At 72.3% G+C, this 22055-nt stretch carries 21 protein-coding genes and 1 pseudogene; 5 read left to right on the top strand and 17 right to left on the bottom strand.

Translation table 11 applies throughout. The features are described 5' to 3' along the window. Genes ACH54P_RS33825 through ACH54P_RS33805 form a run of 5 tightly spaced genes read right to left on the bottom strand, consistent with a single transcriptional unit; the run spans position 1 to position 3620 of the window. Positions 1 to 1068, bottom strand: coding sequence for a sulfate/molybdate ABC transporter ATP-binding protein (locus ACH54P_RS33825; RefSeq protein ID WP_489907358.1), 1068 nt, complete (start codon positions 1066 to 1068; stop codon positions 1 to 3). Beyond that, complete coding sequence (locus ACH54P_RS33820; protein ID WP_489907357.1) at positions 1065 to 1832, bottom strand: ABC transporter permease; 768 nt, start codon at positions 1830 to 1832, stop codon at positions 1065 to 1067. Before ACH54P_RS33820 ends, ACH54P_RS33825 begins: the two co-directional genes overlap by 4 nt. 58 nt (positions 1833 to 1890) lie before the next feature. Further along, positions 1891 to 2697: a molybdate ABC transporter substrate-binding protein gene (gene modA, locus ACH54P_RS33815; protein WP_489907356.1), complete on the bottom strand. Its 807-nt coding sequence runs from the start codon at positions 2695 to 2697 to the stop codon at positions 1891 to 1893. Then, positions 2694 to 3098, bottom strand: a complete 405-nt coding sequence (locus tag ACH54P_RS33810; RefSeq protein WP_489907355.1) for a TOBE domain-containing protein — start codon at positions 3096 to 3098, stop codon at positions 2694 to 2696. Before ACH54P_RS33810 ends, modA begins: the two co-directional genes overlap by 4 nt. A gap of 33 nt (positions 3099 to 3131) precedes the next feature. Further along, a complete protein-coding gene (locus ACH54P_RS33805; RefSeq protein WP_489907354.1) occupies positions 3132 to 3620 on the bottom strand; it encodes a MarR family winged helix-turn-helix transcriptional regulator in 489 nt (162 codons plus the stop codon). Between the two features lie 173 nt (positions 3621 to 3793). Here ACH54P_RS33805 and moaA point away from each other — a divergent pair, with 173 nt between their 5' ends. The 3 genes and pseudogenes from moaA (at position 3794) to ACH54P_RS33790 (ending at position 6700) form a co-directional block, all read left to right on the top strand. Beyond that, positions 3794 to 4801, top strand: coding sequence for a GTP 3',8-cyclase MoaA (gene moaA, locus ACH54P_RS33800; RefSeq protein ID WP_489907353.1), 1008 nt, complete (start codon positions 3794 to 3796; stop codon positions 4799 to 4801). 1 nt (position 4802) lies between these two features. Then, positions 4803 to 5048 (top strand): annotated as a pseudogene (locus ACH54P_RS33795) (MoaD/ThiS family protein); the annotation flags it as partial. Between the two features lie 1019 nt (positions 5049 to 6067). Further along, the gene (locus tag ACH54P_RS33790; RefSeq protein WP_489907352.1) at positions 6068 to 6700 is read left to right on the top strand and encodes a transglycosylase family protein; all 633 of its coding nucleotides are present in this window, start codon (positions 6068 to 6070) and stop codon (positions 6698 to 6700) included. A 223-nt stretch (positions 6701 to 6923) separates the two neighbouring features. Here the strand turns inward: ACH54P_RS33790 and ACH54P_RS33785 are convergent, their stop codons facing one another. After that, positions 6924 to 7388, bottom strand: a complete 465-nt coding sequence (locus ACH54P_RS33785; RefSeq protein ID WP_489907351.1) for a MarR family winged helix-turn-helix transcriptional regulator — start codon at positions 7386 to 7388, stop codon at positions 6924 to 6926. A gap of 55 nt (positions 7389 to 7443) precedes the next feature. Here ACH54P_RS33785 and ACH54P_RS33780 point away from each other — a divergent pair, with 55 nt between their 5' ends. Beyond that, positions 7444 to 7890, top strand: coding sequence for a nitroreductase/quinone reductase family protein (locus ACH54P_RS33780; protein ID WP_489907350.1), 447 nt, complete (start codon positions 7444 to 7446; stop codon positions 7888 to 7890). Here ACH54P_RS33780 and ACH54P_RS33775 read toward each other — a convergent pair. From ACH54P_RS33775 to ACH54P_RS33755, 5 genes are all read right to left on the bottom strand, one after another. Further along, on the bottom strand, positions 7877 to 8797 hold the full coding sequence (locus ACH54P_RS33775; RefSeq protein WP_489907349.1) for a molybdenum cofactor biosynthesis protein MoaE: 921 nt from the start codon (positions 8795 to 8797) through the stop codon (positions 7877 to 7879). The genes ACH54P_RS33780 and ACH54P_RS33775 overlap by 14 nt on opposite strands. Further along, positions 8794 to 9264 (bottom strand): cyclic pyranopterin monophosphate synthase MoaC, encoded by a 471-nt coding sequence (gene moaC / locus ACH54P_RS33770; RefSeq protein ID WP_489907348.1) that lies wholly within the window; start codon positions 9262 to 9264, stop codon positions 8794 to 8796. Before moaC ends, ACH54P_RS33775 begins: the two co-directional genes overlap by 4 nt. Next, positions 9261 to 10754, bottom strand: a complete 1494-nt coding sequence (locus ACH54P_RS33765; protein ID WP_489907347.1) for an alpha/beta hydrolase — start codon at positions 10752 to 10754, stop codon at positions 9261 to 9263. The genes moaC and ACH54P_RS33765 overlap by 4 nt, the downstream gene beginning before the upstream one ends. A 96-nt stretch (positions 10755 to 10850) precedes the next feature. Beyond that, entirely contained in the window at positions 10851 to 12242 is a 1392-nt protein-coding gene (locus tag ACH54P_RS33760; RefSeq protein ID WP_489907346.1) for an NAD-dependent malic enzyme, read from the bottom strand. 194 nt (positions 12243 to 12436) lie between these two features. Then, positions 12437 to 12616 (bottom strand): hypothetical protein, encoded by a 180-nt coding sequence (locus ACH54P_RS33755; protein ID WP_043776346.1) that lies wholly within the window; start codon positions 12614 to 12616, stop codon positions 12437 to 12439. A 151-nt stretch (positions 12617 to 12767) separates the two neighbouring features. Here ACH54P_RS33755 and ACH54P_RS33750 point away from each other — a divergent pair, with 151 nt between their 5' ends. After that, the gene (locus tag ACH54P_RS33750; protein ID WP_489907345.1) at positions 12768 to 15005 is read left to right on the top strand and encodes a helicase-associated domain-containing protein; all 2238 of its coding nucleotides are present in this window, start codon (positions 12768 to 12770) and stop codon (positions 15003 to 15005) included. Here the strand turns inward: ACH54P_RS33750 and ACH54P_RS33745 are convergent. The 6 genes from ACH54P_RS33745 to ACH54P_RS33720 form a co-directional block, all read right to left on the bottom strand. Then, positions 15002 to 15910 carry a DUF742 domain-containing protein gene (locus tag ACH54P_RS33745; RefSeq protein ID WP_489907344.1) on the bottom strand — a complete coding sequence of 303 codons (909 nt, stop codon included), beginning with the start codon at positions 15908 to 15910 and terminating at the stop codon, positions 15002 to 15004. The two genes, ACH54P_RS33750 and ACH54P_RS33745, sit on opposite strands and share 4 nt — an antisense overlap. Positions 15911 to 15916: 6 nt before the next feature. After that, positions 15917 to 16339 (bottom strand): roadblock/LC7 domain-containing protein, encoded by a 423-nt coding sequence (locus tag ACH54P_RS33740; RefSeq protein ID WP_489916785.1) that lies wholly within the window; start codon positions 16337 to 16339, stop codon positions 15917 to 15919. Positions 16340 to 16741: 402 nt separating this feature from the next. Then, entirely contained in the window at positions 16742 to 17350 is a 609-nt protein-coding gene (locus ACH54P_RS33735; protein WP_086861435.1) for a GTP-binding protein, read from the bottom strand. Further along, positions 17331 to 18119 carry a DUF742 domain-containing protein gene (locus tag ACH54P_RS33730; protein ID WP_489907343.1) on the bottom strand — a complete coding sequence of 263 codons (789 nt, stop codon included), beginning with the start codon at positions 18117 to 18119 and terminating at the stop codon, positions 17331 to 17333. The genes ACH54P_RS33735 and ACH54P_RS33730 overlap by 20 nt, the downstream gene beginning before the upstream one ends. 25 nt (positions 18120 to 18144) lie before the next feature. Continuing rightward, the gene (locus ACH54P_RS33725) at positions 18145 to 18606 is read right to left on the bottom strand and encodes a roadblock/LC7 domain-containing protein (RefSeq protein WP_489916783.1); all 462 of its coding nucleotides are present in this window, start codon (positions 18604 to 18606) and stop codon (positions 18145 to 18147) included. Between the two features lie 20 nt (positions 18607 to 18626). Further along, entirely contained in the window at positions 18627 to 21782 is a 3156-nt protein-coding gene (locus ACH54P_RS33720; RefSeq protein ID WP_489907342.1) for a sensor histidine kinase, read from the bottom strand. Positions 21783 to 22055 lie beyond the last annotated feature (273 nt).

The following is a 22055-nucleotide window of genomic DNA, read 5'->3' as shown; positions in this document are numbered from 1 at the left end:
CTAGGAGGCCGCGGCCGGGTGGACGCTCACGGTCGCGGCCTTCACCGACAGCGTCACCGCCGAGCCGGGCTCCAGGGCGAGCTCGGCCACGGCGGCCGGGGTGAGGTCGGCGGTGAGGCCGTGGGCCCAGCCGTCGCCCTCGGCCCGGATCCGGATCACCGGCCCGTGCGGTTCGAGGGCGGCGACGACGGCGTCGGTGGTGTTGCGCGGGCTGCCGCGGTGGTCGCCGTCGTGCGGGTAGACGGCGACGGCGTTCGGCGGGAACACCGCCACCGCGGGCTCGCCGGGCACGACGTCCGGCGCCGGGATGCCGCTGACGACCTCGCCGGACGGCGTCCGCAGGCCTTCGGTCACGGCCGTCCCGGCGACGAGGTTGAGGCCGGCGATCCGCGCGGTGAACGCCGTCCGCGGCGCCGACAGCACGTCACGGGTCGGGCCGCGTTCGACGATGCGGCCGCCGTTCATCACCGCGACGTGGTCGGCGAGCGCGAGCGCGTCCAGCGGGTCGTGCGTGACGAGCACGGTCGTCGGCCCCGTCTTGAGGACCCGCCGGAGCAGACCGCGGATCGACGGCGCGGCGTCGACGTCGAGCGCGGCGAACGGCTCGTCGAGCAGCAGCAGGTCCGGTTCGGCGGCGAGCGCCCTGGCGATCGCGACGCGCTGGGCCTGGCCGCCGGACAGGTGCCCCGGCCGCCGGTCGGCGAGCTCGACGGCGTCCACTTCGGCCAGCCAGAAGTAGGCGCGCTCACGGGCGGCGCGGCGGCCGGCGCCGGTCGAACGCGGCGAGAACGCGACGTTGTCCACGGCGGACAGGTGCGGGAAGAGCAGGGCGTCCTGGGAGAGCAGGCCGATCCCGCGGCGGTGCGGCGGCACGCCGGCGAGGGGGCGCCCGGCCACCGTGATCTCCGCCGCCCGCGGGGTGACGAGCCCGGCGAGGCAGCCCAGGACCGTCGACTTGCCCGAGCCGTTCGGGCCGAGCAGCGCCAGCACCGTCCCGGTGGGCACCTCGAGGTCCACGTCCAGCGAGAAGGACCCGCGGACGGCCTCGATCCGGGCGGTGAGGCTCACCGCAGGCCGCCTTCCCACGAGCGCGGCCGGGCGACGGCGATCACGAGGACCGCCACCACGATGAGCAGCAGCGAGAGCGCGACGGCGCTGTCGATGTCCACTTCGGCCTGCGTGTAGACCTCCAGCGGCAGGGTGCGGGTGACGTCTTCGAGACTGCCCGCGAAGGTGATCGTGGCGCCGAACTCGCCGAGCGCGCGGGCGAAGCTGAGGACGACGCCGGAGCCGAGCGCGGGCAGCAGCAGCGGCAGCGTGACCCGGCGGAACACCGTCCACGGGCGCGCGCCGAGCGTCGCGGCGACCTGCTCGTAGCGGTCGCCGGAGTTCCGCAGCGCGCCTTCGAGGCTGACCACGAGGAACGGCATGGCGACGAACGTCTGCGCGATGACGACGGCGGCCGTCGTGAACGGCACCGGCTCACCGGTCAGGGAGATGATCAACGCGCCGAGGAAGCCCTTGCGGCCGAGCAGGTAGAGCAACGCGAGGCCGCCGACCACCGGCGGCAGCACCAGCGGCAGCAGCACGACCGAGCGCAGCAGCCGGACGCCGCGGAACCGGGCGCGCGCGAGCACCACGGCCAGCGGCACGCCGAGCAGCACGCAGGCCACGGTGGACAGCCCGGCTGTGACCAGCGACAGCCGCAGCGCGTGCCACGACGACGGCGAGACGATCAGCGACGGCAGCCGCGTCAGGTCCGAGCGCACCAGCAGCCCGACAACCGGCAGCACCACCAGGGCCAGCGCGAGCGTGGCGGGGACGGCCAGCACCCACGGGACACGCGAGTGGCCGGCCGGGGCGCTGCCCGGCCGGCCACTCGCGGAACGCCTACTGCGCAGAGCCGAACCCGACCTTCGCCAGCTCGTTCTTGCCCTCGGTGCCGAGGACGAACTCTTCGAACTGGTGCGCCAGGTCGGCGTGGCCGCCCTTGACCGCGGCGATCGGGTAGCTGTTGATCGCCTGCTGCGCCTCGGGGAACTCGACCTTGTCCACCTTGCCCGCGGCGGAGGTGGCGTCGGTGACGTAGACGAGGCCCGCGTCGGCGTCGCCGGACTGGACCTTGTTGAGCACCTGCTTGACGTCCGACTCCTCGCTCTTGGGCTTGAGCGTGACGCCGGTGCTCTGCTCGACCTTCTTCGCCGCCGCACCGCACGGCACCTGCGGCGCGCAGGTGACCACGGTCAGCCCGGCCTTGTTCAGGTCGGCGAAGGACTTGATGCCCTTCGGGTTGCCCGGCGCGACGGCGATGGCCAGCTTGTTCGTGGCGAACACGGTCGCCTGGCCGTCGAGCACCCCGCCCTGGTTGGCCTTGTCCATGTTGGCCTGGTCGGCGGAGGCGAAGACGTCGGCCTTCGCGCCGTTGGTCAGCTGCTGCACCAGGGTGGACGACCCCGCGAAGCTGAACTTCACGGTGACGCCGGGGTGCTGCGCTTCGAACTCCTTGCCGAGCGCGGTGAACGACTCGGTGAGCGACGCGGCGGCGAACACGGTCAGCGTGCCGCCGCCGGCGTTCGCGGCCCCCTTGGGCGCGGGTGCGGTGACCGACGCGCCGGGCTGCGTGCTGGGCTCGTCCGAGCTGCTGCACGCGCCCGCGAACAGGGCGACGGCCGCGACGGCGAGAGCGAGCTTCTTCATCGACTTCCTTCCGGTGTTTCCACCACGACAGTGGTCGCCTTGACCACCGCGACCGCGAGCACCCCGGGGCGCAGACCCAGCTCGCGGACGGCTTCCGTACTCATCAGGGACACCACGCGGTGTGCCCCGCACTGCAGTTCCACCTGGGCCATCACCTTGTCGGTGATGACTTCGGTGACCAGCCCGACGAACCTATTGCGGGCGGAGCGGCCGACCGTCGAGGGGTCGTCGGGACCGGTGGCCTGCGCCCGGGCGAACCCGGCCAGCTGGGCGCCGTCCACGACCTTGCGGCCGGCGGCGTCGTCGGTGGCGGTCAGCTGACCCGCGCGCACCCAGCGGCGCACGGTGTCGTCGCTGACCCCGAGCAGGCGCGCGGCCTCGGACAACCGAAATTGCGGCATGGCCGAGACATTATCTCCGCAGTTGAGGAAAAGCTACGCGGGGCGGCCGTTCTCCATGATTTCGGCGCGCAGCTGGCCCAGCATGACATTCTGATAACGCTCGATGACTTTTCGCTCGGCCGGGGAGAACTGCGCGAGCGTCTCGCGGAGGGCGTCGAAGGCCGACGCGAAGAGCGGCGCGAAGCGCTCGGCGGCGCCGGGGACGACGTCGACGAGGACCTTCCGGCGGTCTTCGGGATCGCGGACCCGGCGGACCAGGCCGACCTTCTCGAGCCGGTCGATGACGCCGGTGACCGCGCCGGTGGACAGGCCCGTCAGCTCGGCGATCCGGCCGGCGGTGAGTGGCTCGCCGGCCTGGATGACCAGGTCGAACGTCTTGTGGTCGGTGCCGGACAAGCCCATCCGCTCGGCGATCCTGGCGTGCCGCAGGACGGTGAGCGTGCTGCCTTCGCGGCCCAATTCCGCGAAGCGGAAAAGCTCCTCTTCGGTGACCGGATAGGTTTTTTCCGTGGTGTCCGACATCACGCGGCCTTCCTCCGGCCCCGCCGACCGAGATAGTTCGCCAACTGAACAACTCACTCCGCAAATTATCCTAGCGAGTGGCTCACTTCGCGCGTTCCGGAGCTACTCTGGGCGTAATGACGGCAGTGGATCTCGGGTTTCCTCGCGTCCCCGGTACACGAGGTTCTTCTCGCGTGCCCCGACCCGAGAACCCGCACCTCATCGACACCTTCGGCCGGGTGGCCACCGATCTCCGGGTTTCCCTGACGGATCGGTGCAACCTGCGCTGCACCTACTGCATGCCCGCGGAGGGCCTCGACTGGATGCCGGGCGAGCAAGTGCTCACCGACGACGAGCTGATCCGGCTGATGCGGATCGCCGTCGAGATGCTCGGCGTGACCGACATCCGGCTCACCGGCGGCGAGCCGCTGCTGCGGCCCGGGCTCGAGGACCTCGTGGCGCGGATCACGGCGTTGTCGCCGCGGCCCCGGCTCTCCATGACCACCAACGGGATCGGCCTCGCCAAGCGCGCGGCCGGGCTCGCGGCGGCGGGCCTGGACCGGATCAACGTCTCGCTCGACACGGTCGACCCCGAGCTGTTCAAGACGATCACCCGCCGCGACCGGCTCTCGCACGTCGTGGCCGGGCTCGCCGCGGCGCGGGACGCCGGGATGGACCCGGTCAAGGTCAACGCCGTGCTGATCCGCGGGCTCAACGAGACCCAAGCCGTGCCGCTGCTGAAGTTCTGCCTCGACGAGGGCTACCACCTGCGGTTCATCGAGCAGATGCCGCTGGACGCCCAGCACGGCTGGAACCGCGGCGAGATGATCACCGCGGCCGAGATCCTCGAGATGCTGGGCACTTCGTTCACCCTCACCCCGTTCCCGGTGGCGCGGGGGGGCGCCCCGGCCGAGCGCTGGCTGGTCGACGGCGGCCCCGGCGACGTCGGCGTGATCGCGTCGGTGACCAGGCCGTTCTGCTCGGCGTGCGAGCGGACGCGGCTGACCGCCGACGGCGCGGTGCGCTCGTGCCTGTTCAGCAACGACGAGACGGACCTGCGGTCCCTCGCGCGCGCGGGCGCGCGTGATGAAGAGATTGCGGACGCCTGGCGGGCGACGATGTGGGGCAAGCTCGCCGGCCACGAGATCAACGACGCCGGATTCGCGCAGCCGATCCGGCCGATGAGCGCGATCGGCGGTTGAGATGGCGACCCTGACCATCGTGGTCCGGTACTTCGCGGCGGCTCGTGCCGCGGCGGGCGCGGAAGAGGAGAAGGTGCAGCTGACGTCCGGCGCGACGGTCGCCGACGCGGTGGCCGAGCTGCGGAGCCTGCACCCTTCTTCTTTACCGCGGGTCCTGGACGCCGCCAGCTACCTGCTCGACGGCATCGCGGTCCGCGACCTGACCCGGCCCCTGCACGACGGCGCCGAGCTGGACGTCCTCCCCCCTTCGCCGGCGGCTGACCCTCCCCGCCCCTCCACTCACGCGCACCCTCGACTCACGCGCGATGCCCCTCCAGTCACGCGCGATGCCCCTCCAGTCACGCGCGATGCCCCTCCAGTCACGCTGGATGCCTCCCTGATCACGCGAGTCGTCCGCTCAGGTACGCGAGTCGTCCACCCAGGTACGCGAGTCGTCCGCCCAGGTACGTGAGCCGTCCGGCTGAGTACGTGAGCCGTCCGTCCAGGTACGCGAGTTCGTCTCTCCCGTACGCGGGCCGACCGTTCGGGTACGGGAGCCGACCGCTCGTCGACGGTGGTTCGGGGGCTCGGCGTGGCGCGTCACCGGATCCGGCCGTTCGCGGCAGGCTGGACGCGACCGGCCACCACGCCATCCAGTGACCCGTTTCGCCTGGTCGGTCGCGGTGCGTCGCCCCAGGAGACCTGCATCACCGACCAGGGCGGCCCCGGCCGTGAGCGCAAACCCCTCGAACAGGTGGGGCTGTTGTGACTCAAGGGGCACATGGGGCTAGGTTGTCAAGTCTGGCGTACTCCCGTGAGGAGTCATAAGATGCGCGCTTCAATCGTCACCAGGGCGTCGCGAATGGCCCATTCGCCACGCAAAACACGTGATGCAAGCCTCACGATCCGTGTTTTATCTCGGCAAGGAAACGGCCAGATAACGGCCCTCTGACCTGCGAAAACAACCGCATCGACCGGGGTTGCGTGCTGTTACTGTGACGTAGGTCACGCCCCGAATAATTTCCGATCACGGCTCTCGTTACGTACCGTCGCTTTTCGGTTGGCCCCGACCAACCAGCAAGACCGGGAATCCGTAGCGCCTAGCCCTGTCCGACGGATCCCCGGACCCATACCCCGAGCGAAAGCATTTCCGGACAGGGACGAGGGGACGACGAAGACGCGCCGTGCGTCGGACTCGTCTGCCGGTCTGAGACGGCCGGCGCCAGGACCCCGATCCTGACCCTCAGCACAGGCTCGTAGGCGCAGGGAAACGTGAGAAGCATTCAGATGTCTTACCGAGGCAAGCACCGCAAGATGTCCGCTGCCACCCGCACCGTCGCTCGCGTCGCCATCGCGGGCATTGCGGTCGGCGCTCCCCTCGCGATCGCCGCGACCCCCGCGTCGGCGACCAACTGGGACGCGATCGCGCAGTGCGAGAGCGGCGGCAACTGGAGCATCAACACCGGCAACGGCTACTACGGCGGCCTGCAGTTCACGCAGAGCACCTGGAAGGCCTACGGCGGTTCCGGCAGCGCGCAGAACGCTTCGCGCGACGAGCAGATCGCCGTGGCCGAGCGCGTCCTGCAGGGTCAGGGCATCGGCGCGTGGCCGGTCTGTGGCAAGAAGGCCGGCGGCTCGTCGGCCCCCAAGGCCACGGCCAAGACCAACAGCCCCAAGAAGGTGACGCCGAAGAAGAGCACGACCGCCCCCAAGCAGGCGGCGGCTCCGGCGGCGGCGGCGACCGGTGTCAGCAGCTCGAACCCGGCCGGTGACTACACCGTCGTGGCGGGCGACACCCTGTCCAAGATCGCCAGCCAGTTCAAGGTCGAGGGCGGCTACAAGAAGCTGCAGGACCTGAACGCGAAGTACATCCCGAACGCGGACCTGATCCTCGTCGGCCAGAAGATCGCCACCAAGTGACGATCGCGCAGTGATGCGTAGGTCCGGCCTCGAGCCGTGACGCACAAGCCCTCCACCGCCGATCCCCCGGGCGGTGGAGGGCTGTGTGCGTTGGCGCCCGTGCCGCGGTTCTGCCAAGCTCGGGTTCATGAGCACGGCGGCGGTCTGCGACGGATGGGCCGCCTTTGCGCGGCCTAGCGGCCGCGAAAAGCAGCGCGCGCTGCGCTGGCGGCCAGGCGGCTTCTCAAGCCACACCCGAGCCCCGGATCCGGGCCGCCTCCTGGAGCTGCATCTGCTCCCCTCTCCTCAGCACCTCGATCACCAGCGCCAGCTGCTCGGCTGAGTAATCCTCCAGCAGCGCCCGGCCCGCTCGCTCGATCGGCCCGTACGTCCGCTCCAGCAGCTCAGCCGCCCTCGGGGTCAGCTCCACCACCGCCCTACGGCGGTCTTCCGCGTCCGTTCGGCGCGTCAAATGACCCGCGCGCATCAGGCGCTGGATCGCCGTTGTCGTTGCTGCCGGGCTGAGCTGGGCCTCCGCGGCCAGGTGGCCCGCCGTCAGCGTGCCTGCGGCCGCCACCAGGGCGATGATCCGCAGGTCCGTGCGGTTCACCCCGAAGGCCGCCGCCGCGGCTTCGTCCACCAGGTCGTTCGCCGCGCCGAACGCGGATGCCGCGTGGGTTGCCTCTGTGACCAGCGATTGCTTCGACACTCGAAAGAGTCTACCTTGGCGAGCAACTCCTTCGATCGTCGAAAGGATTACCGCCGTGACGACCGCTCAAGCCCTACCTCGCTGGCTCCGACCCGCCAACCGGCTCGTCCGCCTGCTGACGCGCCTGGGCCTGCCCCTGGGCACCATCCACGTCCTGACCGTGCCCGGCCGCCGCTCGGGGGCGCCGCGGCCCACGCCCGTCTCGCCGCTGACCGTCGACGGCCGGCGGTACGTCATCGCCGGGGTGCCCCAGGGTGACTGGGCGCGCAACGTCCGCGCTGCCGGGCGGGGCGAGCTCGCCTACGGGCGCAAGAAGCAGGCCGTCCGGCTCGAAGAAGTCACCGATCCGGGGATCCGCACGCAGGTCATGCGCGCTTTTCCGCGCGAAGTGCCGCACGGGGTGCCGATGTTCGTCAAGCTGGGCCTCGTCACGAGCGCCGACGCCGACGAGTTCGCCGCGGCCGCCGAGCGGGTCGCGGTGTTCCGGATCAGGGCGAGTTGACCCACTCGTCCGTGCCGTCGGTGAAGTGCTGGTGCTTCCAGACCGGCAGCCGCGCCTTGACCTCGTCCACGAGCTCCGAGCACGCCGAAAACGCCTGACCGCGGTGCTCCGCCGCCACGGCGCACGCCAACGCGACGTCACCGATCGTCAGGGGCCCGACGCGGTGGCTCACCGCCACGGCGCGGACGCCGGCCCAGCGCGAAGCCAGGTCCGCGACCACGTCCTCGATCACCTGGCCCGCGCTCGGATGGCCCTCGTACGTCAGGTCGCGGACGCCCTTGCCGCCGTCGTGGTCGCGGACGACCCCGGCGAACGTCACCACCGCGCCCGCCGCGTCGTCCTCCACGAGCCGCGCGTGCTCCTCGACCGACAGGACGTCCTCGGTCACCAGCGCCCGCGCCACGCGGACGGCCGGCCCCGAAGCCACCGGACGCGGGTGGTCGCCGCCGGCCAGCTGGTCGACCGCGTGGGCCAGGATGCCGTCCAGGACGCCCAGACCGTCCTTCACGCCGCCGCTGGACCCCGGGAGGTTCACGACCAGCGTCCGGCCCGCCACGCCCGCCACACCGCGCGAGAGCACGGCCGTGGGCACCTGGGGCAGCCCGGCCGCGCGGATCGCGTCCGCGACGCCCGGCAGCTCGTGGTCCAGCACTCCGCGGGTGACGTCGGGGGTGCGGTCGGTCGGCGAGATGCCGGTGCCGCCCGTGGTGAGCACCACGGCGACGCCGTCGGCCAGCGCGGCCCGCAGCGCGACGCCCACGGGGTCGCCGTCCTCGACGACGACCGGTGCCGGCACGTCGTACCCGCGATCCGCCAGCCAGGCGACGATCACCGGGCCGGTCTTGTCCTCGTAGACGCCCTTCGCGGCGCGGTTGGACGCCACGATCACGCGCGCGGTGCGCTTCACGGCCGCTCCCAGGTTCCGGTCTTGCCGCCGTCCTTGCGGAGCAGGCGGACCTCGTCCAGCGTCGCCGCCGGGTCGACGGCCTTGATCATGTCGTGCACGGTCAGCCCGGCGACCGCCACGGCCGTCAGGGCCTCCATCTCGACGCCGGTGACGTCGGTGGTCTTCGCCGTCGCGCGGATCCGGACCTCGGCCTCGCCCAGCTCGAACTCCACCTTGACCCCGGACAGCGCGATCTGGTGGCACAGCGGGATCAGCTCGGGCACGCGCTTGGCGCCCATGATCCCGGCGATGCGCGCGGTGGCGAGCGCGTCGCCCTTGGGGAGGCCGTCGGTGGCCAGCAGCCGGAGCACCTCGGCGGTGGTCCGCACGGTCCCCGCCGCCAGCGCGGTGCGCGCGGTGGCGGTCTTGCCGGAGACGTCGACCATCCGGGCGGCGCCGGTCTCGTCGACGTGGCTGAGTTCACTCACATGGCGAGGCTACTTCCGGGCAGCCGCACCGCGGGCACCGGCCGCGACGGTTCCGCCGCGCACGCCTGGTCACGCTGCGGACGGACGCCCGACGTCAGGAACGCCGTCGCCGCGTTGTTCGCGCACTGGTTGCCGCCGAACAGGTAGGTGCCGTGGCCGCCCTGGTCGGCCGTCACCATGCGGGCCCGGTCGCCGAACGCCTGCCGCAGCTTCCGGGCCCCCGCCAGCGGCGTCGCCGGGTCGCGGAGGTTCTGGACCATCAGGACGTCCGACGGGCCGCGGTCGCCGATGCGGACCGGCGGTTCCGCCGGCTCGGACGGCCAGAACGCGCACGGCCAGACGTTCGCCGCCGCCGGGCCGAACATCGGGTGGCGGAGCCGGTCGATCGCGACGTTCCGCTGGTACGTCCCGACCGACTCCGGCCAGTCGGAGTCGCCGCAGACGACGTACAGCTGGCTCGACAGCAGGTTGCCCGGGTCCGGAACGGCCCCGCCAGGCGGCGGTGAGACCGGCTGCCCCGTGTCGAGTGCGTGCCACGCCGAGGCGAGGTACGGCAGGGCCGCGTCGTAATAGAACATGCCGAACGTGAGGTGGCGGAACAGCTTGCCGTCGATGCCCTCCGGGCTCGGCTTCGCGTCCAGCCGCCGGGCGAGGTCGAAGTACTTCGCCCTGACCTGCGCCGGCGTCGTGCCGAGGCCGTACTCCGGGTGGGCCGCCGCGAAGGCGGCGAAGTCCGGGAAGCGGTCATCGAAACCCTGGGCGAACATCCGCGAGCCGGTCACGTCCAAGCCGCTGGGCCCGATGTTGCTGTCGAGCAGGATCCGGTCGCTGCGCTGCGGGAACAGCGTCGTGTACACCGCGCCGAGGTAGGTCCCGTACGAGATGCCGTAGTACGACAGCCTCGGTTCGCCCAGCGCCGCCCGGATCCGGTCCATGTCACGGGCGGTGTTCGCGGTGGTGACGTACGGCAGCATCGACGCCGTCCGCGAGGCGCCGCACTGCTGCGCGATCCCCTTCGCGTACTTCGCCTGCGCGGTGACGTCGGCCGCGTCGCGCGCGTACGGCGGGACGTTGCTCCGCAGCTGCTCCGGCGTGAGGTCGCACGTCACCGGCGCGCTGTGGCCGACGCCGCGCGGGTCGAACCCGATGACGTCGTAGGCGTCCAGCACGCTCCGCGGCAGCCCGATCTGCGCCAGCACCGCCGGCAGGTCCAGGCCCGGGCCGCCGGGGCCGCCCGGGTTGGTCAGCAGCACGCCCCGGCGCTGCGCCGGGTTCGTGCTCTTCAGGCGCGAGATCGCGACCTGGATCCGCGCCCCGCCCGGTTGGCGGTAGTCCAGCGGGACGTCGAGCGTCGAACACTCGAGGCCCGGCGCGGTGACGTCCGCGGGGCACGCGCCCCACCGCAGCGAACCCGGCGCAGCCGAAGCCACCCCCGGCGCCACGGTCACGGTCACGGCCGCCACCACGGCGACCAGCAAGCTCTTTCGCATCGGCTTCCCCCTAGCGAGTCCGAACTCGAGCCTAGGGGTGCGGAGGGCCCCGGTCGTCCGCCCGAAGACGGATCCGGGGTCCTCCGAAACGCCGACTCAGCCCTGCTCCGCGCGCACGGCCTTCCGGACGGCCTCGGCGACCGCGGGCGCCACCGCGCTGTCGAACACGCTCGGCACGATGAACGACGCGTTGAGCTTGCCGTTGTCGACGACGTCGGCGATCGCGTCGGCGGCCGCGAGCAGCATGTTGTCGTCGATGTTGTGCGCGTGCGCGTCGAGGAGACCGCGGAAGACGCCCGGGAACGCCAGGACGTTGTTGATCTGGTTCGGGAAGTCGCTGCGACCGGTCGCGACGACGGCGGCGTGCTGCTGCGCCTCCAGCGGGTCGATCTCCGGGTCCGGGTTCGCCAGCGCGAAGACGACGGCGTCGGGCTTCATCGTCGCCACCTGCTCGGCGCCGAAGAGGTTGGGCGCCGAGACGCCGATGAAGACGTCCGCGCCGACGAGCGCCTCGTGCAGGGTGCCGCTGACCTGCTCCTTGTTGGTGTGCGAAGCGATCCAGGCCAGGTTGTCGTCGAGGTTGCCGCGCGCGGAGTGGACGATGCCGTCGATGTCCGCGGCGACGATGTCACCCGGGTTCTTGCGCAGCAGCAGCCGGATGATCGCCGAGCCGGCCGCGCCGACGCCGCTGACCACGATCTTGCAGTCCTCGATGTTCTTCTTGACCACGCGCAGGGCGTTGCGCAGCGCGGCCACGACCACGATCGCGGTGCCGTGCTGGTCGTCGTGGAAGACCGGGATGTCCAGCTGGTCGCGCAGGCGCTTCTCGATCTCGAAGCAGCGCGGCGCGGCGATGTCCTCGAGGTTGATCCCGGCGTACACCGGCGCGATCGCCTTGACGATCTTGATGATCTCCTCGGTGTCCTGGGTGTCCAGGCAGACCGGCCAGGCGTCGACGTCGGCGAACTTCTTGAACAGGGCTGCCTTGCCCTCCATCACCGGCAGCGCGGCGGCCGGGCCGATGTTGCCGAGGCCGAGCACGGCGGAACCGTCGGTGACGACGGCGACCGTGTTGCGCTTGATGGTCAGCCGGCGCGCGTCCTCGGGGTTCGCGGCGATCGCCTGGCAGACGCGGGCGACACCGGGGGTGTAGGCGCGGGAGAGGTCGTCACGGTTGCGGAGCGCAACCTTGGGCGTGACCTCGATCTTGCCGCCGAGGTGGATCAGGAACGTCCGGTCGGAGACCTTGCGGACCTTGACGCCCGGCAGCGAGTCGAGCGTCTGCGTGATGTCGTTCGCGTGGTTCTCCGACAGCGCGTTGGCGCTGATGTCGACCACGATCGAGTCGGAGTGGGACTCGACGACGTCGAACGCGGTCAGCACACCGCCGACCCGGCCGACGGCGGTGGTCAGGTCACCGGCCGCGGTGGACGAGGCCGGGGCCTCGACCCGGACGGTGATCGAATACCCGGGACCGGGAACCGGCATGGCACTACCCCCGCATGGGAAAGGTGGGCTGGGACGGGTGGAAACCTACTCCCGTGACCGCCCTCACGAGGGGCCGAGACCGGTACTGACCAGTAGAGTCTTATTCGGATCAGACCGGCGCTACGCGACGCACCGCGAGCGCGGTACCGCGGCTTCGCGCCGGGCGACGTCTGAATAAGGCTCTAACAATGCTGTCAGCGGTTGATCTCGGTCTCCGGGTGCACGTACGGCACGGTGTCGAGCGGGAACGTGACGTCGCCGAACGGCGACAGCGCGCCCTGGCGGTCGGAGGCGAGCTCGGTCACGGGGTGCTCGCCGTCCTCGCCCGGCCAGGTCGGGTCGATGCCCTTGTGCTTCTTCTCACCCTTGGCCACAACGTCCTCCACAGCCGTTATCGGTGCTGTCACATCCGGGGCTTCGCCCCGGGCCGGGGGCTCCGCCACCCGGAACCCCCGAAAGCCTTCGGAAGGACAGTCTGCCTCAGCCCGGGCAGGCCGTCGCAACCACCCGGTATCCTGGTCTTCTATGCCCGCGACCTCCTTGGCGGACTGGCTGCGCGCGGAGTCCGACGCCGCACTCGCAGAGTTGCTCCGCACGCGGCGCGACCTGTCGACGCCCCCGCCCTCCGACAGCACGGTGCTGGCCACCCGGGCCGGCACGCCGGGCTCGGTCGCGCGCGCCTGCGAAGACCTGGACACCTTCACCCTGGCCGTGCTCGAAGCGTGCCTGCTCGCGGGCGCGGACCGGGACCCCGTACCGGTCGAAGACGTCGCGAAGCTGGTCGGCGCCGACGTCACGGCGCCGCTGACCCGGCTGCGCGCGCGGGCGCTGGCCTGGGGCCCGGACGACGCGGTGCGCGTGCCGCCCGCGGCGCGGGAGGCGCTCGGGCCGTTCCCGGCCGGGCTCGGCGCGTCGTCGCCATCGCTCGCCGGCGAGGACCTCGAGGCACGGCTGGCGGAGCTGCCGGACGACGAACGCGGCGTCCTGAACGCCCTCGCCGCCGGCCCGCCGATCGGCCGCACCCGCGACGCCGGCCTGGACCTCACGCTCGAGAAGGCCGAGACGCCGGTGCAGAAGCTGCTGGCCCGCGGGCTGCTGCTGCGGCGCGACGACCAGACCGTCGAGCTGCCGCGCGAGCTCGGCATCGCCGTGCGCGGCGGGGTCTTCGCGCCAGGCGCGCTCACCGAGCCGGAGCTGCCGGTGCACCCGCACCAGACGTCCGCTTTGGACAAGGCGGCGGCCGGCGAGGCGATGGAGTTCCTGCGCCACACCGAATCCCTGCTGCGCGCGTGGTCGGCGGCGCCCCCGCCGGTGCTCAAGTCGGGCGGCCTCGGCGTGCGCGAGCTGAAGAAGCTGGCCAAGGACCTGGAGATCGACGAGACGCAGGCGACCCTGCTCGCCGAGCTGGCCGTCGGCGCCGGGCTGGTCGCCGACAGCGAGACGACCGTGCCCGAATGGGTGCCGACGACGCTGACCGACACGTGGCTCGCGTCGCCGACCGCACAGCGGTGGATGACGCTCGCGCAGGCGTGGCTGGAACTGCCGCGGCTGCCGGGGCTGGCCGGCGGCCGCGACGCCAAGGACAAGCCGATCGCGCCGCTGTCGGAGGACCTGCGCCGCCCGCTGGCGCCGGTCGCGCGCCGCCGGGTCCTGTCCGCGCTGGCCGACCTGCCCGAGGGCGCCGGTGTGAAGAGCGTCGACGAGCTCGTCGCGGTGCTGGCCTGGCGGGCCCCGCGACGCGGCGGACGGCTGCGGGACGAGACCGTCCGCTGGACGATGGCCGAGGCGAGCGCGCTCGGGATCGTCGGGCTCGGCGGTCTCACGACGGCGACGCGGGCGCTGCTCGCCGAAGACCGGCCGGGCGCGGTCGAGGCGATCCTGGACGCGCTGCCCGCGCCGGTCGACCACGTGCTGCTGCAGGCCGACCTGACGGTCGTCGCCCCGGGACCGCTGGAGCCGGAGCTGGCGACGGAGATGGCCGCGGTCGCCGACGTCGAGTCGGCCGGGCACGCGACGGTCTACCGGATCACCGAGGGCTCGGTGCGGCGGGCGCTGGACACCGGGCGCACGGCCGACGAGCTGCACGCGCTGTTCCGCGCCAAGTCCGCGACCCCGGTCCCGCAGGGGCTGAGCTACCTGATCGACGACGTCGCCCGGCGGCACGGGCGGCTGCGCGGCGGCGTCGCGGCGTCGTTCCTGCGGTGCGACGACGAGGCGCTGCTGGCCGAGGTGCTGGCCCACCCGATCGCGGCGGAGCACGACCTGCGGCTGATCGCACCGACCGTCGTGATCAGCCCGGACCCGCTGCACGAGGTGCTGACCGGCCTGCGCGGCGCCGGGTTCGCCCCGGCGGCGGAGGGCCCCGACGGCCGGGTGGTCGACATCCGCCCGGGCGGACGCCGGCTGCCGGCGAAGGCGCGGGCGGCCCGGCGCGGCCCGGGCGAGCAGGCGGTGCTGACGCCGGACCAGGCGGAGCGGATCGTGTCGAACCTGCGGGCGGGAGACGCGGCTTCGGCACGACGGCGCGGGTCGGCGGTCCGGGCGCCGACGGGCGGCGGCGCGGACACGTCGGCGACGCTGGAGCTGCTGTCACGGGCGACGCTGGAGCGGCGCGAGGTGTGGATCGGCTTCGTGGATTCACGCGGGACGGCGAGCCAGCGCGTGGTGCGCCCGGTGCGCGTCGGCGGCGGGGTGCTCGAAGGGGAGAACAACGAGCGGTACTCCCTGCACCGCATCACGTCCGCGGCCATCGTCGAAGACTAGAGCGCGCGCAGGCCAGCCAGGACGCGTTCCATGAACTCGCGGGACGAGCGGTCCCCGAGGATCAGCTCCGTCTGGTGGATCAGCACCAGCCCGATGTCGGCCATGTCGCCGACCAGCACCTTCACCACGCCCAGCGGCAGGTGCAGGTGCGCGGCGATCTCCGCGACCGAACGGGTGTCCAGGCACAGGTCGCAGATCCGCCGGTGCTCGACCGAGCGGACCCCGCGGTACCGGCGTCCGTCGTCGGACGTCGAGACCAGGGCCTCCAGCGCCAGGTTGTGGTCGGACCGCGTGCGGCCGCCGGTCCGCGTGTACGGGCGGACGCGAGAGCCCACCGAAGCGACGGGCGCCGGGCTCGCGACCCGGGCCGGTTCGTTCCAGGCCGGTTCCTCCCACGGTTCCGGCTGGGGGATCCAGCGGGTCTCCGGGTCCGGCGGCGGGGTCCAGTCGGTCGGCGGAGCCCACGCGGGCGGGGGCGCCGCCTGGGGTCTGGACACCGGTGGCCGGGGCGCGGGCGGCCGCGGCGCGTGGGGTGCCGGGGGCCGGGGCGGGGCCGGGGGCCGCGGCGGACGCGCGCCGCGGGGCGGCGTCCAGGCCGGCTCCAGCGGCGGGGGCTCCGGCTCGTACGTCTCCTCGTCCTGCCACTCCGGCTCGACGGGGTCGTAACCGTCGTCGTCGTAGCCGTCGTCCTCCGGCTCGGCGGCCGAAGAACCCCACTCCCGGGTGTCCTCGTCGGTGTAGCCCTGCGGGTCCGGCTTCGGCCGCGCCGGGCGGCGCTTGGGCATGATCATCGACAGCGTCGACATGTCGAACTTGCTGGGCGAATCGAAACCCTCGCGCTCGGTGCCGCGGTGCAGCGCGTCCCAGCCGCTGGAGTCCGGATCGTCGAATCCCGAAATCCTCATCGTGTCCTACCCACGCACGCCGCCCTGGAGCTGGGCGCGCAGCTCGGGGGTGATCTGCTGGCCGACCCGCTCGACGAGCAGGGTCATCTCGTAGGCGACCGTGCCGATGTCGCACGTCGGCGCGGCCAGCACCGCCAGCGACGAACCGTCCGAAACGGACATCAAGAACAAGTAGCCGCGCTCCATCTCCACCACGGTCTGGTTGACGCCGCCCGCTTCGAAGCAGCGCGCGGCGCCCGCCGTCAGGCTGATCAGCCCGGACGCGACCGCGGACAGCTGCTCCGCGCGTTCCTGCGGCAGCCCTTCCGACGGCGCCAGGAGCAGCCCGTCGGCGGACACCAGAACGGCGTGCGCGGCGCCGGGTACCCGGCGCACGAAGTCCGTGATGAGCCAGCCGAACGTGCCCTGCTGCTGGCCGGAAGCCGTCACCACTGCCCCTCCTTGCTCGTGCGGCGTCGCGCGCCGCACACCGGAGTGGCCGGCACGGCCGGTCGACGACGCCACGGTAAAGCGTATTCGCACCGCCGGTGGTGTCGAGTCCGCCACCGGCCGGCCGGTGCGCACCCTACGTGTCCACGCGGACGCGATCCGCGCCGGGCCGGTCCGGGCGGCGCGCCCGGTGCACACTCCGCGACGTCGGCCGTGACCGCGGGCGACGGGGTGCCCGCGCAGGTCAACCACGGTGCCGGCGCGCCGGGCGAGCGACGCCGCCTTGGGCGCCGACCCGCCGCAGTCACCGGTTTTCCCTCCGGACGGCGGCAACACTCCCCGAAGTGGGTGAAGCACGCGGAGTTCACTCCAACGGCCGCATCCGGTTCGGGGCGTCATCGGCTATCCCGCGCGCAGCGCCGAATCGTGCGCGATCGCGTGCTGGACGACCGAGATCAGCACCTGCTTGGCGGAATCGCGCTCACGCGCGTCACACGCCATGATCGGGACCGACGGCGCGATGGTGAGCGCGTGCCGGACGTCCTCGATCTGGTGGTGCAGGAGCCGGTCGAAGCAGTTGATCGCCACGACGTAGGGCAGCTTCCGGTTCTCGAAGAAGTCGATCGAGGGGAACGCGTCGGCGAGCCGCCGCGTGTCCACCAGCACGACCGCGCCGATGGCGCCGACCGCGAGGTCGTCCCACATGAACCAGAACCGGTGCTGACCGGGGGTGCCGAACACGTACAGCACCAGGTCCGAGTCCAGCGAGATGCGCCCGAAGTCCATCGCCACGGTGGTGGTGGTCTTGTTGGGCGTGGCCGAGGTGTCGTCGTGTCCGACGCTCGCCTCGGTCATCATGGCCTCGGTGGTCAGCGGGTCGATCTCGGAGATCGCCCCGACCAACGTTGTCTTCCCCGAACCGAACCCGCCGGCGACCACGATCTTGGCCGACGAGGTCGGACCCGTCACCTGCGGCGCGTTCGCGTCGGAGTCAAATTCTCCGAAGCCCACTGAGCACCCTTTCCATGAACTCGATACTCGGGCGGTCGCCCACGGTGGTGCTGCTGGAGTGCACCAGCACCAGCCCGAGGCCCGCCACGTCACCAATCAACACCCGCACCACGCCGAGCGGCAGCCGCAGCAGCGCGGCCACCTCGGCCACCGACCGGGTGTCGAGGCACAGGTCGCAGATCGACCGGTGCTCGGGCACCCGGACCCGGTCGAGCATCCGGCCCTGTTCGCTGGTCGAGATCAGCGCCTCGATGGCCAGGTCGAGGGTCGCCTTCGTCCGGCCCCGGGTCCGGAAGTACGGCCGGACCAGGCCCGAGGTCTCCATCTCGGTCGGCGGCGGCTCGTCGACGTACTCCTGGTGGGCCTGCCGCGGCAGCGCCGCGGCCAGCTCACCGGAGTCGGGACCCGACGAGTAGTCGCGATCGCGGTCGGTGCTGTACGCGGCGAAGTCCGCCGCGTCGTAGAGCGGCCCGCTCGCGCCGCCGAACAGCTCCGCGCCCGGCCCGCCGAGCAGCCGGTCGCGGTACTCGTTGCTGCCGGCCTGGATCGGCCGGATCGGTTCCTGCCCGGCATTGCTGTCGGTCAGCCAGTTCGGTGGCTCCCGCACGGGGTCGCTGTCGGAGGCCTGCACGCGCCTCTGCCGCCACTCGCGGTCGACGCGCTCCCGGAACGACTGCCAGTCCTCCCGGCCGTCGTCCGGTTGCTCGGACCACCCGCCGGAGAAGTCGTCACCGAGCCGGCCATCACCCCTCAAGCGCCCGTCGTCCACGGCTCTCTCCTCGGTTCCCAGGTCCTCAGCGGCGGACGGCCGCACCCTGCAGTTGCGCCCGCATCTCCGGGGTCAGCTGCTGGCCGACCCGTTCCACCAGCAAGGTCATCTCGTAGACGACCAGGCCGATGTCACTCTCCGGCGACCCCAGCACCGCCAGACAGGAACCATCGGAAACCGACATGAGGAAGAGGAAGCCGTTGGCCATCTCGACCACGGTCTGCGCCACCGTGCCGCCCTCGAACACCTTGGCCGCGCCGCGCGCGAGGCTGGTCAGCCCCGACGCCACCGCGGCCAGCTGGTCCGCCCGGTCCTTCGGCAGACCCCGTGAGGCCGCCAGGAGCAGGCCGTCGGCCGAAACCACGACCGCGTGGGCCGCGCCGGGCACCCGGTGCACGAAATCCGTGATCAGCCAAGCGAAGCTGCCGGCATTACCCGCCTTCGCCTGCGCCTGGCCGTTCGGCTGCGCGGCGCCACCCGGCTGCATTGCACCCGCCCGTGTCACTTTCACTCCTCACTGCTGTCTGTGGTGTTGCCACGTCCCGGAACTCCGCTGCCTTCCAGCCTCTCCTCGGCCGGGAGTTCCTTCAAGGCGTGCCGCCCCGAGGTGTAGCCACGCTGGAAGCTTGCCATCCGGCTCCGCGCCGCGGACGCCGAGCGGGTGATCGCACCCGTTCCGGGCATGCCGGCGGTCGCGTCCGCGAAGTTGTTCTGCGCCGGCGCCTCGGGCGTCGAGCTCGGGCTGTTGATCGATCCCGGCACCAGGTAGGCGTTCGGGATGCGCTTGGGCAGCCCGGCCGGGGTGATCTCCTCGTTCTTGGACTCCAGCAGCGACTGCGCCGCCTGCCAGCCGTCGTCGGAGGCGCTGTGCCAGCCGTCGTCGGGCGGGAGCAGCGGGTGCCGGGTGGCCGCGGTCGGCTGCAGCTCGTCGGCCTGCTCGACGCGGTCCGCGACCGGCGCCGCGGGAGCGGCGGGCGCCGCTTCGCCGGAGCCGGTGAGCGGCGGCAGGTTCGGGTCATCACCCTCGGTGTGCGGCGGCACCGGGTCGGCGGCAGCCGCGTCGTCACCCTCACTGAACCAGCGTGACAGCACCGACTGGTAGATCGGCAGCCGCCGGGTGGGTACATCGTCTTCGAGAGCCGACGGGCCGACGTCCTCCGCGGGCGGCGGCGCCGGGGGCGGCTCCTCGGGCGGGACGAACTTCGGCTCGCGCTTGGGCAGCACCAGCGGCGCGTACTGCGTGTCGCCCGCGCTGGACCGGGCGCCCTCGCCGTTCGCCGACGGGGTCAGCGGCGCCAGGTCCTCGGCGGTCGGCCAGGCCGGCGTCTCCGCCTTCGGGAGGTCGGGCGACAGGAACGGGCCCGCCGCGCGGCCGCCGCTGACCAGGTCGTCCAGGCTGATCGGCTGGTCGAGCGGGACCAGCCCGCCCTGGTTCGGCACCGGCTCGTGCGCCGGCGGGGCCGGCGGCGGCGGTGGCGGCGGAGGCGTCTGCGAGAACGACTGAGTCTGATCGAAGTCCGAGCGCGCGGCCGGGATCGGGATGCTCGGCATCGACATCGACGTCTCGGACCGGTTCGGCGGCAGCGGCGTCTGCCGCTGCATGCCCGGGCGGAGCTGGGTCAGCAGCTCGGCCGGGACGACGACCCGGGCGATCACGCCGCCTTCGATGTCCTCGTTCTCCCGCAGCCGGACCTCGATGCCGTGGCGCTTGGCCAGCCGCGAAACCACGTACAGACCCATTCGCCGGGTCACCGACACGTCCAGGTCCGGCGGCTCGGCCAGGCGCGCGTTGACCTCGGCCAGCCGCTCCTCGCTCATGCCGACACCGTGGTCGGTGACCTGGATGGCGAGCGCCTTCCGGCGGGTCACCACGGCCCGCACGATGACCTTCGTCTCCGGCTCGGAGAAGTAGGTCGCGTTGTCGAGCAGCTCGGCGAGGACGTGCACGAGGTCGTGGATCGCCAGGCCCTGGACCGCGACGTCGGGCACGATGCCGACCTCGATCCGGGCGTACTGCTCGATCTCGGACACCGCGGCGCCGATGACGTCGGCGGCGGGCACCGGCTTGGGCACGGACTTCGCCAGGCCGGCGCCGGAGAGCACCAGCAGGGACTCACCGTTGCGCCGCAGCCGGGTGGCCAGGTGGTCGAGCTCGAACAGGCTGGCCAAGTGGTCCGGGTCCTGCTCGTCGGCCTCGAGGCGGTCGATGACGCCGAGCTGGCGTTCCACCAGCCGCTGCGACCGCCGGGAGAGGTTCACGAAGATGCCGTTGACGTTCTCGCGCAGGAGGGCCTGCTCGGCGGCCATCTTGACGGCCTGCTCGTGGACGATGTCGAACGACCGCGCGACCTCGCCGATCTCGTCGCGGGTGTTGACGGGCACCGGCTGGACGGCCCGCTTCGAGGCGCCGACCGGGTCCGGGTCGTCGAGGATCGCCTGCACGGTTTCCGGCAGCCGGGTGTAGGCGACGTCCAGCGCGCTCTTCCGCAGCACCCGCAGCGGGCGCAGCATGAGCCGGGCGACGACGAGCATCAGCGCGATCGCGGCGGCCAGCGCGGCGAGCACGATGCCGCCGCCGACCCAGGCCGAGTTGACCGCCGCCGTGGCGAGGTTGTCGGCGCGGGTCTTGAGCTGGGCCAGCAGGTTCGACTCGACCGCGTGCAGCTTGTCGGCCGACACGGTGCTGTCCTTGCCGAGCGCGGTCGTGTCGATGCTCGGGGCATCACCCTGCTGGGCGAAGGCGAACGCCGCGGTCTGGATCCGGCGGCGGTCGTCGACCTCCGGGCCGGAGTAGGTGTCGTTGTAGAGCTGGCGCTGGTCGTCGTCGGCGTTCGCCAGGAAGGAGGCGACCGACGCGTCCGCGCTGGAGGCCGACGCGCGCGTCTGGTCCAGCAGGTCGCCCGGGAAGTTGCCGCGGAACGCGGCGATCTGCAGCTCGGCGTCGGAGCGGGTGGTGAACTCCTTGGCCTCGCTGATCGCCTGCGTGCTCGTGCCGAGGCGCAGCACGTCCCGGTCGGTGACCGCGGTGGTCACCTCGCGGCCGAGCTCGATGAGCGAGTCGAGGATGCCCGAGTAGGCGGTCATCACCGTGATGTCGGGCAGGCCGTTCGCGGTGTTGAACGCCGCCCGCAGCGGGCGCAGGGCGTCGAGGCGCTGGATACCGCGGGCGTAGCGGTCCTTGGTCGCCTGGTTGTCGTAGCTGAGGGTGTTCGCCGCGTTGCGCAGGTCGGTGACCTCGCGGTCGACCTTGGCGATCTGCGAGTCGAGCCCCGTCTGCAGGAGCGGGTTGCCCGACGAGATCCGCGCGACGGCCAGCGAGCGCTCGTTCTGCAGCTCGTGCACGACCGTGGTCACCTTGACGGCGAACGCGACCTGGTCGGCGGTGTGCTGGAACTCCGTCGCCTCCCGGGCGTCGTCGACCACGCGCAGCGCCCCCAGCGCCAGCGCGGTCAACGTCGGGATGATCAGGACCGCGGCCAGCTTGGACCGCAGCCGCCAGTCGCGCATGCCGGAGAACAACCCGGCCTTCCGGCCCGGACTCTCTCCGGGCGACTGCGCAGGGGCCCCTCCTACCCCCGCGGCGTCTTCGTTCGGCACCGCCGCACCACCATCATCGTTCGTGCTCGTGAAACCCTGGTCGGTCCAGCGCCCGCCAGGGCGCATCGCGTTCTCCTCAGCCACTCGTCTGCACGCTCCTGGCGCTCCGGCGCACCGGCCGATCGGTCGGAGCCCAGCGCGAGACGGTACCCGTAAGAGTGAAAAGATCGTCTTCGGTGTCGGCCCTGGGGGTTCCTGAACCCCGTCCGGCCGGACGGAATCGGTTCAGCTCGAGCATCACGGTCAGGTCCCTGCGCTGGTCTTGCATCGGTCTGTTGTTCGGCCTAACCCACCGGCGCGGCGGTTGTGCCCGGCCAGGCAGTGGTCTCCGCGGGGGAG

The sequence above is a fragment of the Amycolatopsis sp. N2S4-7 genome (genome assembly GCF_058119595.1).
The sequence above is the reverse complement of the archived record's forward strand: the minus strand, read 5'-3'. Positions and strand labels throughout refer to the sequence as shown.